General features: G+C 65.2%; 15 protein-coding genes and 1 pseudogene. 5 read left to right on the forward strand and 11 right to left on the reverse strand.

Translation table 11 applies throughout. The annotated features are described in order from the left end of the window. The gene (locus J2X62_RS09790) at positions 1-1,416 is read right to left on the reverse strand and encodes a HAMP domain-containing sensor histidine kinase (protein ID WP_230591995.1); all 1,416 of its coding nucleotides are present in this window, start codon (positions 1,414-1,416) and stop codon (positions 1-3) included. After that, positions 1,413-2,096, reverse strand: a complete 684-nt coding sequence (locus J2X62_RS09795) for a response regulator transcription factor (RefSeq protein WP_072691980.1) — start codon at positions 2,094-2,096, stop codon at positions 1,413-1,415. Before J2X62_RS09795 ends, J2X62_RS09790 begins: the two co-directional genes overlap by 4 nt. A gap of 127 nt (positions 2,097-2,223) precedes the next feature. Between J2X62_RS09795 and J2X62_RS09800 the strand changes: the two genes are divergently transcribed. Beyond that, the gene (locus J2X62_RS09800) at positions 2,224-2,826 is read left to right on the forward strand and encodes a hypothetical protein (RefSeq protein ID WP_310179997.1); all 603 of its coding nucleotides are present in this window, start codon (positions 2,224-2,226) and stop codon (positions 2,824-2,826) included. 201 nt (positions 2,827-3,027) lie between these two features. Here J2X62_RS09800 and J2X62_RS09805 read toward each other — a convergent pair. The 6 genes and pseudogenes from J2X62_RS09805 to J2X62_RS09830 all read right to left on the reverse strand — a co-directional run. Beyond that, a pseudogene (locus J2X62_RS09805) lies at positions 3,028-3,777 on the reverse strand (TIGR03619 family F420-dependent LLM class oxidoreductase); the annotation flags it as partial. 28 nt (positions 3,778-3,805) lie between these two features. Further along, positions 3,806-4,264 (reverse strand): nitroreductase family deazaflavin-dependent oxidoreductase, encoded by a 459-nt coding sequence (locus J2X62_RS09810; protein ID WP_052053248.1) that lies wholly within the window; start codon positions 4,262-4,264, stop codon positions 3,806-3,808. 393 nt (positions 4,265-4,657) lie between these two features. After that, complete coding sequence (locus J2X62_RS09815; RefSeq protein WP_051365305.1) at positions 4,658-5,251, reverse strand: DinB family protein; 594 nt, start codon at positions 5,249-5,251, stop codon at positions 4,658-4,660. A gap of 5 nt (positions 5,252-5,256) precedes the next feature. Continuing rightward, positions 5,257-6,000: a CPBP family intramembrane glutamic endopeptidase gene (locus J2X62_RS09820; protein WP_027494825.1), complete on the reverse strand. Its 744-nt coding sequence runs from the start codon at positions 5,998-6,000 to the stop codon at positions 5,257-5,259. A gap of 19 nt (positions 6,001-6,019) precedes the next feature. Beyond that, the gene (locus tag J2X62_RS09825) at positions 6,020-7,318 is read right to left on the reverse strand and encodes a YhgE/Pip domain-containing protein (protein WP_371832708.1); all 1,299 of its coding nucleotides are present in this window, start codon (positions 7,316-7,318) and stop codon (positions 6,020-6,022) included. A gap of 51 nt (positions 7,319-7,369) precedes the next feature. Next, the gene (locus J2X62_RS09830) at positions 7,370-7,963 is read right to left on the reverse strand and encodes a TetR family transcriptional regulator (protein WP_310180001.1); all 594 of its coding nucleotides are present in this window, start codon (positions 7,961-7,963) and stop codon (positions 7,370-7,372) included. 94 nt (positions 7,964-8,057) lie between these two features. Here J2X62_RS09830 and J2X62_RS09835 point away from each other — a divergent pair, with 94 nt between their 5' ends. Beyond that, complete coding sequence (locus tag J2X62_RS09835; protein WP_222081805.1) at positions 8,058-9,104, forward strand: NAD(P)-dependent alcohol dehydrogenase; 1,047 nt, start codon at positions 8,058-8,060, stop codon at positions 9,102-9,104. Positions 9,105-9,157: 53 nt separating this feature from the next. On the opposite strand, the gene msrA is transcribed toward J2X62_RS09835, so the two are convergent. Next, a complete protein-coding gene (msrA, locus tag J2X62_RS09840) occupies positions 9,158-9,670 on the reverse strand; it encodes a peptide-methionine (S)-S-oxide reductase MsrA (RefSeq protein ID WP_032366748.1) in 513 nt (170 codons plus the stop codon). 55 nt (positions 9,671-9,725) lie between these two features. Continuing rightward, a complete protein-coding gene (locus tag J2X62_RS09845) occupies positions 9,726-10,757 on the reverse strand; it encodes an NADP-dependent oxidoreductase (RefSeq protein ID WP_310180005.1) in 1,032 nt (343 codons plus the stop codon). 75 nt (positions 10,758-10,832) lie between these two features. Here J2X62_RS09845 and J2X62_RS09850 point away from each other — a divergent pair, with 75 nt between their 5' ends. Beyond that, entirely contained in the window at positions 10,833-11,669 is an 837-nt protein-coding gene (locus J2X62_RS09850; protein WP_310180006.1) for an HAD family hydrolase, read from the forward strand. A 78-nt stretch (positions 11,670-11,747) separates the two neighbouring features. Here J2X62_RS09850 and J2X62_RS09855 read toward each other — a convergent pair whose 3' ends face one another. After that, on the reverse strand, positions 11,748-13,934 hold the full coding sequence (locus J2X62_RS09855) for an N-acetylmuramoyl-L-alanine amidase (RefSeq protein WP_204847149.1): 2,187 nt from the start codon (positions 13,932-13,934) through the stop codon (positions 11,748-11,750). A 282-nt stretch (positions 13,935-14,216) separates the two neighbouring features. Between J2X62_RS09855 and cobM the strand changes: the two genes are divergently transcribed. After that, entirely contained in the window at positions 14,217-14,960 is a 744-nt protein-coding gene (gene cobM, locus J2X62_RS09860) for a precorrin-4 C(11)-methyltransferase (protein ID WP_032366752.1), read from the forward strand. Beyond that, positions 14,957-15,706, forward strand: a complete 750-nt coding sequence (gene cobF, locus J2X62_RS09865; protein ID WP_027494818.1) for a precorrin-6A synthase (deacetylating) — start codon at positions 14,957-14,959, stop codon at positions 15,704-15,706. The genes cobM and cobF overlap by 4 nt, the downstream gene beginning before the upstream one ends. Positions 15,707-15,729 lie beyond the last annotated feature (23 nt).

Here is a 15,729-nt window from a genome sequence, read left to right on the forward strand (position 1 = left end):
TCACGCGTTCAGGGGGAGAGTCAGCCGGAATCGCGCGCCCGAAGGCCCTGCGAGGCAGACGAGTTCGCCGCCGTGGGCGCGCGCCAGTGTTCGAGCGATCGACAGCCCCAGTCCGACGCCACCGGATGCTCGGTCACGGGCGGAGTTCAGCCTGACGAGTCGTTCGAAGATGCGCTCACGGTCTGCCTCTGCGACACCCGGCCCTTCGTCGTCCACGGTGATGAATGCGTGGGTGTCCCTGCCGACCGCTACCCGAATCGTGCCGCCGGACGGGGTGAAGCGACCGGCATTGTCGAGCACGTTCGACAGGATCTGTTCGATACGTCCGACGTCGATGTGAACCGGAATCGGTTGCGCGGCAGCGACATCGAACCAAATATCCGGCATGAGTAGAGCTGCTCGCTCCACTGTGCGGCGGGTGATGTCGGCGAGGTCGGTATCGGTTGCGTCGAGATCCGACGTGTTCTCCGCGCGGACGGAATCGAGCATGTCGCCCACCAACCGTGACGCCCTGCTCGATTCCCCGACCAGCAGTTCGCTCCAGCGTGCGACTCGATCGGGGCGATGCTCGGCGTCGCGCTGCAGCGACTGCGCCAACGCCGAGATCCCGGCGACGGGAGTGCGCAGCTCGTGTGCGGCGTCGGCCAGAAAGCGCCGCATGTCCTCCTCGGCGAGGCGGGCTGTGCGCGCCGCTGCTGCCTCGCGGCGCTCGGCGTCCTCGAGGGCGTCGAGCATCTCGTCCACGGCCGAGGCAGTACGGCCGAGGTCGGTGTTCGGTTTGGTGGGAAGCAGACGTCTACCCCTGTCGCCGTTGGTTATTCGGCGCGCGACCGATGTCATCGAGTCTAGCGGGGACAGTGCTCGCCGCACGGCAAAGGTCAGCGCAGCGGCGGCCAGTAACAGCGTCACAGCACCCGCTCCCAGCATGAGGATGCGCAGTTGTCGCCGAACATCGGCGATGGCCGTGGTATCGCCGAGGAGAGACAGCGTCGAACCGTCGGGCAACGGTTCGGTGATCTCGAACGAATCGGACGGGGGCGCAGGAGGATCCGGCGGACCAGGGGGACTCGGAGTTCGCGACTGGCCCGCAGGCGGAGCCGGGGTGGCAGGCCGGATGTCCGGGCCAGGCGGTCCGCTGCCGGGAGCGCCGTACACCGTGCCGTCCGCAGCGGTGACCCGAACTCGGATGGCGTCGCCCTGCAGGGCCTGTACCAGATCCCCGGGCCCGACGCCGCTCTCCACGAGCTCGACAGCCCGAGTTGCCCGGTCCGACAACCGCGCTTCCAGATCACGCCGAAGCTGTTGACCCAGAACGACATCCACCGACGATCCGACAATCACCAGCAGTGCCGCGAACAACACGACGACGGTGGCGACCACCCGCATCCGAAGCGACGGGGTCGGCGTCCGCTTCACTGCGGAGCCCGCAATGCATAACCCAAGCCGCGGACGGTATGGATCAACCGCGGCCCATGCGCTTCCATCTTGCGACGCAACGCACTGATGTGAACTTCCACCAGGTTCCCGTCGTACGCGCCGTAGCCCCAGACCGATTCCAGGATAGAGGTTTTGGAGACAGTACGTCCGCGCTGTGCGACGAGGAACGTGGCCAAACGGAGCTCCGTCGCCGTCAGATCGAGAACCTGACCTGCCCGAGTGACCACTCCGGCGGGCTCGTCGACCAGTAGATCACCGACCTGGACCGCGTCGGACGAACGACCGCGACGCCGCAGCACGGATTTTGCGCGGGCGACCACCTCGTCGAGTTGGAAGGGCTTGACCACGTAGTCGTCAGCGCCGTCGCCCAGGCCCCGCAACCGGTCGGCCAGCTGATCTTTCGCGGTGACCATGATGATGCCTGCGTCGCTGCTCTGCCGGACGACGTCGATGAGATCGAACCCGTCCCGTGCACCGGGCAGCATGACGTCGAGGATCACCACATCGGGACGGAAGCCTGCCATCGTGGTCTCGAAGTCGTCGCCGTCGGGCAGGGACACGGCGGTGAAACCCGCGTCCTCGAACGCGGCCACCAGCGCTTCCCTGATGGGTAACGAATCCTCCACCACCATCACCCGGGGAGCGGAACTGTATGTCATGCCTCGATTGTCACCCACCAGCTGAAGTGATCCTGAAGATGCGCTCGGCTTCAGGGTGACTTCAGCTAGCGGCGGCAGTGTCGGTGACAGACCGAAACGAACGACGCAGTCCGAACAAGGAGTGAACGTGAACGATCAGACCCAACCGATTCCCGCCGCATCGAACCCCGAGCCCGGCACCGCTCGGGAGAACAAGCCCAAGCGGTGGAAGGGACGTGCGCCGCTGGCCGCGACCGCAGCAGCGGGACTTGCCATCGGAGCCCTGGTGACCGCGGCTGTGTTCGCAGCCACCGGACCCGACCCCTCGCCTGGCGTGTCGACCGTGGCGTCGTCGTCTGCCCTCGGACAGCGAACCGATGGCGGTGGCGGGTCGGACGTGCCTGCTGTTCCGGCAAGCCCCGAGGCGACGGATTCCGGCGACGGATCTACGGTCCCCGCGGTTCCGACGCCACCGGGACCCGCGGACGGAACAACTCCGGCCGTGCCGGATAACGGCGCAACTCCGCCTGCCCCGCCCGCGGGTGGTCCGGGCAAGGGCGGACCGGCCGATGGTGGTCCGGGTAAGGGTGGGCCGGGCGCAGGTGGCCCGGGAGCGGTGTGCGCACCAGAAGACGGAGCGACGCCGCCCGCGCCGCCGGCACCGGCCGATGGCACAACTCCGCCCGCGCCGCCGGCACCCGCTGATGGTGCGACGCCTCCCGTACCGCCGGCAGCGCCGTCCGGTTCCTGAACGCAAGCTAGGTCGGTCCCCGCACCGGATCGGTGCGGGGACCGGTGTGGGTGGACGCGCGACTTCCGAACGCGCCCAGGGTTTTATCTCCCGCGGTACGCGGACGCCAGCGCGGCGTACTCGTCGAGGATTTTCAACGATTCGTCGTGCGGCGCGGTGGGCAGCATGAGCGCAAGCTGCCCGAATCCCAACTCTTCGCAGGCGTGCCAGTACTCGGGATCCGCGGGGGTGCCGAACTGTAGCAACGGAACGTCGTGCCCGAGTCCTTCGCGCATCGCATCGATGCGCGCGGACATGACATCGACGGGCTGTGGGTTGGCTATCCACCCGGCGTCGTGCCGGATGACGCGCTTCACCGTCGCATCGGAGGCACCGCCGATGAATATCGGGGGGGTGCGGTGTCTGCACCGGCTTGGGACGGAGGTAGGAGGGTTCGATATCGACGTGCTTGCCGTGATACTCGGCCGGCTCGTTCGTCCACAGGGCTTTGATTGCTTCGATCTGCTCGTCCAACAGTGCACCCCGTGTCTTCGGGTCGGTGCCGTGGTTGCGGATCTCCTCGAGGAGCCAACCCGCTCCCACGCCGAATACGAACCGGCCCCGTGAGATCAGGTCGATACTGGCGGATTCTTTTGCAGTGGTGATGGGATCACGCTGAATGAGCAAGGTGATACCGGTGACCAGCTCGATCTTCGATGTCACCGCTGCGGCCGCTGCCAGAGTGACGAAGGGGTCGAGCGTCCGATAGTAGAAGTCGGGCATCTCTTCGCCGGTGGGAAACGCCGTCTCCCTACTGGCTGGGATGTGAGTGTGCTCGGCAACAACCAGCGAGTCGAATCCACGCTCCTCGATGGCGCGAGCCAGCGACACCGGGTCGATCCCGTCGTCGGTGACGAAGGTGGAGATTCCGATTTTCAAGGCTGTTCCTAACGTCGGGTGTCGCCCGTGCACGGGGCGTGAAGTGGGATCACAGCCGGGGTCACTCCAGGATGAAGACGGGGAGTTGCCGGTCTGTCTGGGACTGGAATTCGGCGTACTGAGCGAAGGACTCGACGGCTAGCGTCCACCATTTCTCGCGCTCGGCCCCGTCGAGCTCGCGGGCCTGGAGGGTGAGAACCTTCGTCCCGTCTTGCACCGTGACGGTGGGGTTTGCCTTGATGTTGTAGTACCACGACGGGTTCGTGGCACCGGCACCGTTGGAACCGACCATGGCGTACTTGCCGTCGGCTTCGACGCGCATCAAGGGCACGTACCGCTTCTTGCCGGACTTCGCCCCGGTGATCGTGAACAGCACGACAGGCAGACCCTGATACTCGGCCCCCTCGGTGGTGCCCTGCTCGAGAATCTGCTCGGTCAGCTCGCGGACCCAGGACTTGGGGCTCAGCTCGGTTTCGGTGGCGGTCTCGTTGTTAAGCACGTGGGCGCCAACAATCGCCATGGCCGGAAATTCCTGACACGTCTCGCTCACCGAAACTTTGCCCCTCTCCTGGTAATTCCACCCCCTTCCACACCGGGGATCGTGGCATCGATGCGTGGGCAACGCGTGGTTGGCCGCGGGCGCAGACTATTGCCGAAGACATTTTGGGGTACATCCGTGTCGGACGTGCATCCGATGCGCGATCGGGCAGGCTGGGGTCTTCGCTTCGATAGCAGGGGCGACACCGGTATCGAAGCTGCGCTCCGGGAAGGCCGTGAGAATCGAGAAAAAGAACGGTAGACGGACAGTGATCACTGCCCGGGATTTCCGCGCAGGCTGTCGTCGCGCTGAATCGGGTCATCGATCGCGGTTGGACAGGTACACCGCGAAAATAGCCGTCGAGCCGAAAATGGCTCAGTCGGCGGGACGGGCTTGATCAGCTTCTAGAGCAACGGTTTCCAACTCGGATCGGTACTCTGCCCACCATGCTGCGTCGCCGTCGGCCATGTTCTCGTTGCCGAGGCGCAGTCCGACGGAGTTGTCGATCAATTCGCGCAGTATGTCTGCGTGTCCGGCATGTCGATTCGTTTCGATGCACAGATGCACCAGTACGCGATGCAACGTCACTTCTTGTTTGTCCGCAGGCCAGTGCAGGACGCGTCCCGCTGCATCCAGGTCGAGTGAATCGATGGTCTTGTCGGCATACGTCCACGCCTCGCGGTACAGGGCGACAATGGATTCCGACGATTCTTCGGCGGTGGCCCACATGTCGGAATTCAGCCGGGCCATGCCCTCTGCTTCCAATTCCGCGAAACGAGCTGGAAACTCACGACCGAACGTGAGGCCGAAGTAGCCGTATTCGACGATGGCGAGGTGTTTGACCAACCCCAAGAGGTTGGTTCCCGTCGGCGTCATCGGTCGTCGCTTCTGGTATTCGGTGAGGCCGTCGAGCTTCCACAGCATGTTCTGGCGAGCGATCCGAAGGTATTGGTGCAGCTCGTCTTTCATGTCGCTCAGCTCGTCGATGCGTGCCACACGAGGGCTGCGGCCAGTGCGCCGAGTCCGTTCAACGACCAGTGCAGGGCGATGGGTGCGATGAGACTCCCGCTTCGGCTGCGCAGCCAGGTGAAGACGACCCCGGCTGCTGCGGTCGCGACGACTGCGAGCGCGATCCCGACGATTTGCCCGAACAGCCCGCCGCCGAGAAATCCGCTGAGTCCCACGTTCCCGGCGGTCAGGCCGAGCGAGGACGCGATGTGCCACAGACCGAACAGTAGGGATCCCGCCGCGAAGACTCCGCGGGCACCGTAGATGCGGCCCAACGTGCCGTGCAGCACCCCACGGAACGCAAGTTCTTCCGGGATGACCGTCTGCAGCGGAATGACGATCATCGAGGCGACCAGCGCCGCAGAGATGGTGGCATAGCGATCGGCCATGAAGAAGGGCCGCGTCATCGGTAGCAATGCACCGATGGCGATGACCGTCAGGACGATGCCGACGGCACCGAGTGCGTAGAGCGAACCCGTCTTCCACTGCTTGGGTGACAGTCCCAGCTCGGCCCATCCGAGTCCGCGACGGTTCGACAGGATCACCAGGAGAACGGCGGCGATCGGAACCGTCGCGATACTCGCCCACACCGTGGTGAAGTGTGCGATGAGGTTGGTGCCCACGAGGACGAGAACGACGATGGCGACGTCGAGATAGGCGCGGACGGCCCGTCGGGGTGCCACGCTCCCGGCTGGATTGACGGCAAGCATTGGATCGAGTGTACCGGCGTCAGCTGATGACACCCGGAGAATCGAGGCCTCTGTCGAGGCCCTTACGGTCGTAGAGAAGGGTGAACACCAGGCCGAACACGAGCCCGATGAGCAGTCCGAGGGACGTCATACCCACCGAATGCAGCAGGCCGGCGTCGGGCGAGGCGTTGAAGTACAGGATCGATCGGGTGCCGAGGAAAATCTGATGCATCGGCTCGAACTGGGCCAGCCACGTGAAAATCGGCGGGCTTGCCTCGAGAGGAATCGTGCCACCCGAGGACGGCAGGGCCAGGATGATGAAGACGACCAAGTTGACCAGCAACCCTGCTGTGCCGAATGCGGACATCACCGCCAGCGCCGTGAATCCGACGGCGGTGATCGCGAACGCGCCGTACGTCCACAGGGTCCACGCATGGGTGATGGGCATGCTCAGCAAGTGGCTGATCAGTAGGTACAGGGCGGATACGAGCATGGCCAGAACGAACATCACCAGCCACTTGACCACCAGCGTCTGGAACCGGCTGATCCGGGTGGGTCCGCGGTGGATGTACTTCGGGCCGATTTCGGTGGGGGTGAACCCCAACAAGCCGTCGACGAGGGTGCTGACGATGGTCGCACCGGTGAATCCCGCCAAGACGAGCAGTAGCGCGTAGTAGAACGCAGACAGGCCACCGCCGGTACCGTCGGGCAGTGGATCGTGCTGGGCAACAATCACACTGATCGGCTGCGCCAATGCCAGAGCGCTCGCGCCCGCCAGGGGAGTGTCGCCGAGCTGCTGGCGAACCTGATCGGTGATCTGTTGGCCCACGGTCTGATTCACCGATTCGAATGCCGGAGTGGCCACTCCGGTCACGAGCGACATTCCGAAGCTACCCGCCCGCGGATTCGTGTAGACGGTGATGATCGGCTTCTCGATATCACCGGGAATGATGCTGCCCTCGGCCAGGATTCCCATTCTCTTGGTGAAATCACTGGGGATGACGATGGAGCCGTAGACCTCGGCCGTGGACAGCAACGATTCGGCCTGCGCCGGGCCGACCTCGCGGAAAGCGACCTTCTCGGAATCGACGTTCTGAATCAATCCGTCGACGATGTCGTTGCCGATATTGCGTTGCTCGCCCGCAAGGGTGTCGCCCTCGTCCTGGTTGACGATCGCAATGGGCAGATCGTGCAAGTTGCCCCGTGGATCGAGAACGCCGCCCAGATACAGGGCCGCGAGAAACGACATGAGGGTCGAGACGACAAAGATCGGAGCGAGCCAGAAGCGCGGCGAACGGAGGACGTCGGCCATCGACCGAGGGGTTCTGTCGGGTGTCACCGGATCAGTGTCGCAAGTTCGGCTCCCATGTGCGCGGTAGTTCGACCCCTGCTAGGAAGTCCCGCCCTTCTGGACAGGTCGGCAGAATGCACGCCGGACGGTGGCGGCGAGGGCGGCCCGGCGTCGGTCGTGGTCCGTCTCGGGCTCACTACGGTCGGCGGTGTGAATGATCGCCGCCTGAGCCCACGTGCCGGCCAACGCGATCAGCATCGACCAGATATCCGCGGGGTCTACGTCGTCCACGAGCAGCCCGGCGCGTTGAGCCTCGGCGATCATGACGAATTTCTCATCGTCGTGTCCGGGTCTGCGGTCGAACAGCGGCCCGGTCGGGGTTCGCTCCAGCCGGGCCCACGTCAGCAGACGTACCAGCGTGGGGTCGCCGAGGTACATGTCGTAGAGCTTCATCGCGTACCCGGGCAGGTTGCCGGGAGTGAAGGCGATGTTCTCGATATCGGTGTCGACTCGCGTGTCGAAGGCGGTGTCGAACAAGGTGTCCTTGTTGCCGAAGTAGCTGTAGATCAACGATTTGTTCGATGCGGCCGTCGCCGCGATTCGGTCCACTCGTGCTCCGGCGATGCCGTGCGTCGCGAACTCCTCGGTGGCGGCGGCCAGCAGCCGAGCTCGGGTAGCCGTCGAATTGCCCATGCGAGAACCATACATTTCCAACTGGTTGGTTGAAAACTGTCCCACGACCCGCTACCGTTTCCAACCAGTTGGTTATTTCTGAAGGGATACGAACATGCGGACAGCTACCGGATACAGAGCCGTCGACGAGACCGCGGCACTCGAGCGGTGGACATTCGACCGGCGGGATCTTCGCGACGACGACGTTGCCGTTCGGGTGACGTTCTGCGGGGTGTGCCACACCGATCTGCACTCGACGCGGAATCCCGGTGACTTCCCTGTGGTGCCCGGGCACGAGTTCGTCGGGGAGGTGACCGAGATCGGTCCCGGAGTCACGGATTTTGCCGTCGGCGATGCGGTGGCCGTCGGAAACATCGTCGACTCGTGCGGGCGGTGCGATATGTGCACGGTGGGTCAGGAAAATTTCTGTCGAGAGTTCCCGACCCTGACCTATGGAGGGCGCGACAGACACGATGGAATTACCACTCGCGGTGCGTATTCCGACGAATACGTGGTTCGCGATCGGTTCGTCTACCACCGCCCGGAGAACCTCGACCCAGCGGCAGTGGCACCCCTGATGTGTGCCGGCATCACCGTGTGGGAGCCGTTGCGCCGCTGGAACGTCGGCCCCGGCGTGAGGTTGGGGGTGGCCGGAATCGGCGGGCTCGGCCATCTGGCGGTCAAGCTGGGCCGCGCACTCGGGGCGGAGGTCACCGTATTCACCACCAGTGCAGGCAAAGCCGCCGACGCGAAGGAGCTGGGTGCTCATCACGTGGTCGTCTCGACCGACGACGCCGCGATGAACGCACTGGCAGGTGGTCTCGATCTGATCATCGACTGCGTGCCCGTCGAGCACGATCTCGCGCCGTACCTACGTTGCCTCGCACTCGACGGAACGCTCTGCACAGTGGGCTATCTCGGCTCGACGACGGTCGATTTCCTGGATTTACTGATCGGCCGGAAGAGTCTGGCGTCGGCGGGCAGTGGTGGACGCCGATACACCCAGGAATTGCTTGATTTTTGTGGCGAACACGGCATCGTCGCCGAGGTGGAGACGATGCCGTCCGCTCGAGTGAACGAGGCTTTCGATCGGTTGGCAGCCAACGACGTTCGGTACAGGTTCGTACTCGATATGTCGGACCTGGCTGCCCTACCCATGTGAGTGGAACTTCGTAGCAGGCTACGAAGTTCCATGCACATGCGGCGCAGCCGCTCCTAGGCGGTTGCGCGACGCGGCAGCTTCCAGTCCGGGCGAACCCAGTGGCAGGTGTAGCCCTCGGGGTACTTCTGCAGGTAGTCCTGGTGCTCGGGCTCGGCTTCCCAGAAATCTCCTGCCGGGGTCACCTCGGTGACGACCTTGCCCGGCCACAGGCCCGACGCGTCGACATCGGCGATCGTGTCCTCGGCCACGCGCTTCTGCTCGTCGTTCAGGTAGAAGATGGCCGAGCGATAGCTGGCTCCGATGTCGTTGCCCTGACGATTCTTCGTGGTCGGGTCGTGAATCTGGAAGAAGAACTCCAGCAGATCCCGGTACGACGTCTGGGTGGGGTCATAGATCACTTCGAGGCCCTCGGCATGGTTGCCGTGGTTGCGGTACGTCGCGTTGGGGATTTCGCCGCCGGTGTAGCCGACGCGAGTGGAGACCACCCCGGGCAGCTTGCGGACGAGCTCCTCGGCTCCCCAGAAGCATCCTCCGGCGAGAATGGCGGTTTCGGTGGCTGCAGACATGTGCTCTCCTAGTTCTCTATCGAGCGATACGTGGGGTTCAACGAACGAGTTGTCCTCATAATTCCGAATCGTGGGTGCGTTCGCCGACCTCCAGGACGAGTTTGCCGGTATTGGCACCGTCGAACAACAGGTTGAGCGTCGATCCGAACGCCGTGATTCCGCCGATCTCGATCTGCTCGCGCGCGGTCATCTTGCCGCTGGTGAGCAACTCCGACAGAGCGTCGACGCCTTCCTGGTAGCGATCGAGATAGTCGAAGATGATGAACCCGGTCATCGACGCACGGTTGATCAGCAGGGACAGGTAGTGCGCGGGTCCGGGCTGCGGTTCGGTGGCGTTGTAGCCGGAGATGGCCCCGCACAACACCACTCGCGCACCCTTACGCAGGCGCGAGAGCGCCGCATCGAGAATCTCGCCGCCGACGTTGTCGAAGTAGACGTCGATGCCCTTCGGTGCAGCAGCCTTCAGGGTCTTGTACACCGACTCGTTCTTGTAGTCGATCGCCGCGTCGAAGCCCAGCTCCTCGGTGAGCCAGGCGCATTTCTCGGGTCCGCCGGCAATTCCGATCACGGTGGCTCCCTTGGCTTTCGCGATCTGACCCGCGATGCTGCCGACGGCACCAGCCGCCCCGGAGATGACGACGGTATCGCCCTCGGCCAGCTTGCCGACGTCCATCAACCCGAAGTAGGCCGTCAATCCCGGGAAGCCGAGGGCACCGAGCCAGGTGGGTGCCGGTGCGATCGATTCGTCGACCTTCTGCACTCCCGACCCGTCCGAGATCGCATGCTCGGTGACGCCGAACGAGCCCGAAACGACTTCGCCGACAGCGTAATCCGGATGCCGGGACTCGAGGACGCGGCCGACGGCATGAGCACGCATCACCTCACCGATGCCGACGGGAGGCACGTACGAGCGCGCATCGTTGAGCCAACCGCGCATGGCGGGATCGAGGGAGACGTAGTCGACGGTGACGACGAATTCCCCGTCGCCCGGGGTGGGGATGGGTTCCTCGGTGAGATCCCACGTCGACTCGTCGGGACGCCCCACGGGCCGCTGAGCCAAGCGGATCTGACGGTTCACGGATGTCATCTACCGTTCCTTCCACATCGAAGACGTGCATGTCGAAAACAGGGTCCTTCGACACTAGGGCAGAATGACGTCACGATGACCAACGCGCCGAACACCACCCGCCTCGCCCCTCGCCTCGTCGCCAGCGATGTCGACGGGACCCTGCTCGACCAGCACGAACGTGTCAGTGAACGCACCAAGCGAGCTGTCGCAGCCGTCGTAGCGGACGGAGTGCCGTTCGTGCTGTCCACCGGCAGGCCGCCGCGGTGGATCCACCCCGTCGTCGACGGTCTCGGATACGCGCCGATGTCGGTGTGTGCCAACGGTGCGGTCATCTACGACGCGGCCACCGATCGCGTGCTCAGTGCGGAGACCCTCGATGTCGAGATGTTGCAGTGGCTGGCCGACGTCGCGTACCGCGCGCTACCCGGCTGCGGTCTCGCCGCCGAGCGCGTCGGCCGATCGGCGCACGACGCGGCCACGCCGCAGTTCGTCAGCTCGCCCGGCTACGAGCACGCGTGGCTCAATCCCGACAACGTCGAGATGTCCGAGGACGACGTCGTCGACGTCCCCGCGGTGAAGCTGCTGATACGGCTGTCGGGATCGACCAGCGGCCATATGGCAAACATTCTCTCGCCGCTGATCTCCGGCCGCGCCGACCTGACCTTCTCCACCGACAACGGGCTCATCGAACTGTCGGCCCCGGGCGTCACGAAGGCGTCGGGCCTGGCGAAGGTCGCCGAGACCCTGTCCGTGGACGTCGCCGACATCGTCGCCTTCGGGGACATGCCCAACGACGTCCCGATGCTGTCGATGGTCGGCCTGGGCGTCGCCATGGGCAACGCGCATCCGGCCGCCGTCGCCGCCGCGGACGAAGTGACCGTCACCAACGCAGACGACGGAGTGGCGCAGGTACTCGAACGCTGGTGGTGATTCGCCGGTAGAGCGGCGCATCGAACACGACAAGGGCCGAGTCACCACGGTGACTCGGCCCTTGTCGACTGTCTGAACTCAGCCCGCGGGTGCGGGCTCCGGTGCCGGAGCGGGCTCGGCAACAGGTGCCGGCTCCACCGGCGCGGCGACCGGCTTCTGCATTTCTGCGTTGTAGGTGTCGTTGTACGTCTTGATGACCGTGGTCACGATGCCGGTGAGCTCGTTGAAGATGAGCGAACCGTTCTCGAAGTCCGTTCGGAAGCCCTCCGGCACCTTGAACTCGTCGGTGAGCGGCAGACCGAGGACGCCGTCGACACCGCCCTGCTGCAAGTACTGCTGGAAGATCTTGCCGATGACGGCCACGGCCTGGCCGGCCATGTTGGTGATGATCTCGCCGTTCTGGAACTGCGCCTTCTCGCGGCCGCCGCTGACCTGAACCAGGCCGCTGACCGGTACGCCGAGAGCGCCGGTTTCGCCGCCCGAGGACAACCACTTCTGCGCGACGGGGCTCGTCGACGCCAGGCGCTGCAATTCTGCGACCAGGGCCGGGATGTTCTCGCCCAGAGTCGAACTGACGTCCGTGCCCGGGCGTGACGGTGCCGGGTCGGTCACCGCGGTATCCGGTGCGGTGGCATCGGGCGCGGTCTCGGGTGCTGCCGGTGTGACGTCGCCGCCACCGCCGAGGTTCGCGGCCGCGATGTCGCGGATCTCCCCGAGCCTGGCGTATCCGGCATCACCGGGGCATTCGGTGTTGCCGACGTCGCGGTGACCGAAGATCACCGGCAGGTCGACGCTCTTGCCTTTGCCGATGAACGTGAAATCCGTTCCCTCGGAGGTCATCGTCGTGGTCCCCTTGGGATCCAGACCTGCCTTGCCGAGTCGCCAGCCGAGGAACTTGCCGACCGAATCGACGGTCTCCTGCGACGGATCCTGAGTGGAGTAGTCGCCCATCATGGCCACTCCGACGGTGTTCTCGTTGAATCCACCGGCGTGCGCACCCTGGACCGGCTTGTCCAAGCCGCCGGCGCGACCCTCGAAGATCTGGCCGTACTTGTCGACCAGTGCGTTGTAGCCGATGTCGCACCAGCCGAGCGTCTGTGCGTGGTAGGCGTAGATGGCGCGGACGATCTCGGCCGACTCGGACTTCGAGTAGTCGTTGCTGCCCGCGGTGTGGTGCACGGTGGCACCGCCGATGAAATCGTCGATTGTCGGGTTGGCACAACGGATCGACTCGTCGGCACCCCACTGGGCGCGGGTAATGACGTTGGGACCTGCATCGCCCGCCACCGGAGTAGCGAGGTCGCTCAACGCCGAATCGGCGGGGGACGTGCCGGGGGTGATGAGCACGGCGCTGATGTCGCTCACTGCCGACGCCAACTGCTCGGCCGACACCTCAGGAGCGGCTTCGGGCGCAGCAGGCTCTATCGGTGCCGGATCCTGTTGGCGCAGCGGCTTGCTCGACGACGCGGGTGTGTAGCCCAAAGGCTGCTCCGCAACGGCGGGAGCAGGCGCAGGTGCGGAGGCATCGGAAGGCAGCGGAACAACCGGGACCTCCGGAACCGGCGGCGTCGCAAAGCTTTCGGGAGCAGCGCTGCTCGTCAGCGGAGTCAACAGCACCTGCACGGCCTTGGTGAGTCCCACGAAGATCGGTTCGGTGCCCTGCTTTTCCGCAGCGGGAACGGCGTCGCTCGCAGTGGTATCCACCGGTGCGGTCTGCAGCCACGGGCCCCAGGATCCGTCCTCGAGCTGCCGACGAACCTGTGCGCTCGCGCCGTTCAGCTGCTCGGAGGTCAACGCCACCATGCTGAACGGGGTGTCCTGCGAGATCTCCTTGACTGCCGCTCCGAGCGGCGGCCCGGTGGGGTCGGCAGCCTCAGGATTGACCGGTGCCGAGGCGTCCACCCTGGGGATCGGGGCCTGCGCGGTTGCGCCACCCGGAGCCGGCGTCGTGAGACCCGGGATGTCGGGAATCTCGATCGGCGGGATCACGATGGAATCCGGCAACGGCAGGTATTTCAGATCGGAGAGCCGCAGATCGGGCAGCGGCAGGCCGGTGAGCTCCTGCAGCGGAATGACGATGTCCGGTGCTGCGCTCAGCGCGGTCTCGACGATCTTCGTCGGCACGGTGACCGGGGTTGTCTCGTTGGCCGGTCGAACTCCGGTGGTCGTGCTGTCTGTCAGCCCTGCGACCGCAAACGGGGTCGCGACGGCGAGTAGTGCGACAGCACCGAGAACGATCGACGGCTTCGTTCGACGGTTCGGCAAGGCGGTACTCCCTGGTTGGTGGTAGGTACGCGTCGTAGAATCTCCGACTGCTGAACAACAACATTCACATCAGCAACATGAGTCCCATCAGACACAAGGCTAAACCTTAGCTTGACAGTTAGCCACAGCCGGGAAGTTCCAATGGCGCGGCGCGTCGGGGCTTGCATTCCTGGGTCATTCCGCAGGCTCCACTCCCGCCTTCATGGGTCGTTCCGCAGGCTCCACTCCCGCCTTCATGGGTCGTTCCGCAGGCTCCACTCCCGCCCCCTACGCTTTCCACCTGTGACTGTGCACTTCATCGGAGCCGGACCCGGAGCGGCAGACCTGCTCACGCTGCGGGCCGTCGAGTTCCTGCGATCCAGTCCGGTGTGTGTCTACGCCGGTACCTACATCGACGACGCGATCCTCGAACATTGCTCGGCCGGTACTCGCCTGGTCGATACCGCGAAGCTCGATCTCGATGCCATCACCGCCGAACTCGTTGCGGCCGACCAGCGCGGGGACGACGTCGCACGCCTGTGCTCGGGTGATCCGTCCCTCTACTCCGCGATCGCAGAACAGTCGGCTCGACTCGACGCCGCGGGTGTGCCGTGGGACGTCACCCCGGGAGTGCCGGCCTACGCCGCTGCGGCCGCGTCACTGGGCGTCGAGCTGACGGTTCCCGAGGTGACTCAATCGGTGGTACTCACCCGCGCGCAGGCCCGCTCGACGGCGATGCCCGATACCGAGGCGCTGAAGAACTTCGCCGCTACCAGGGCAACGCTTGCGCTGCACCTGGCGATCACACGCACCCGCATCATCGCCGACGAACTGACGGAGTTCTACGGTCCGGAGTGCCCCGCCGCTGTCGTCTTCCATGCCAGCAAGCCCGACGAGATTGTCCTCCGCGGCACCCTGGCCGACATCGCCGACCAGGTCGAGAACGCCGGCCTACGGCAAGCTGCGGTGATCCTCGTCGGTCCCGCTCTGGCTCGTCGCGTCGTCGCCGAATCCCACCTGTACGACGCGTGTCGGGACCGCTCGTGAAAATCCATCTGATCGGCATCGGCGGTGGTCACCCGGATCAGGTGACGGTGCAAGCCGTCGAGAAGCTGCGGGCTGTGGACGTGTTCGTCGTGGCAGACAAGGGTGCGTCCGTCGGGGATCTCGCAGCAGCCAGGCAGGAGATCCTCGAACGCCACCACGGTGGCAGCTACCGGGTCATCGAGGTGCCCGACCCCCCACGCGACCGGTCACCTCGGCAGTACGAGACCGCGGTCCTCGATTGGCACGACGCCCGCGCCCGGGCGTACGCCGACGTGCTCGACGGTCTCGCCGACGGCACCGTCGTGGGGTTTCTCGTCTGGGGAGACCCCGCGCTCTACGACAGCACGATCCGCGTCGTCGAGCGGATCGCCCAACTGCGCGGCGACATCGAGTTCGATGTCACACCCGGCATCTCCAGCGTGTCCATGCTGGCGGCGAGTCATCGACTCGTCCTCAATCGCATCGGGGGCCCGATCGTCATCACCACCGGCAGGAACCTGGCCGGCGACGTCGCAGCCGGGCTGGACAACCTCGTCGTCATGCTCGACGGCAACCTGGCCTGCAGTGCGCTGACCGGCGCAGGCTGGGGCATCCACTGGGGAGCCAACCTGGGTACGACCGACGAGAAGCTCGTGGCCGGGCCGCTCGACGACGTGCTCGACGACATTCGCCGCGCCCGCGCCGAGGTCAAAGAGGCACACGGCTGGGTGATGGATACCTACCTGCTCCGACGCCTGCCGGGTTGACACCGGACCGGCCGGGCGATGCC

This window comes from Rhodococcus sp. 3258, assembly GCF_031456475.1.
Lineage (GTDB): Bacteria > Actinomycetota > Actinomycetes > Mycobacteriales > Mycobacteriaceae > Rhodococcoides > Rhodococcoides fascians.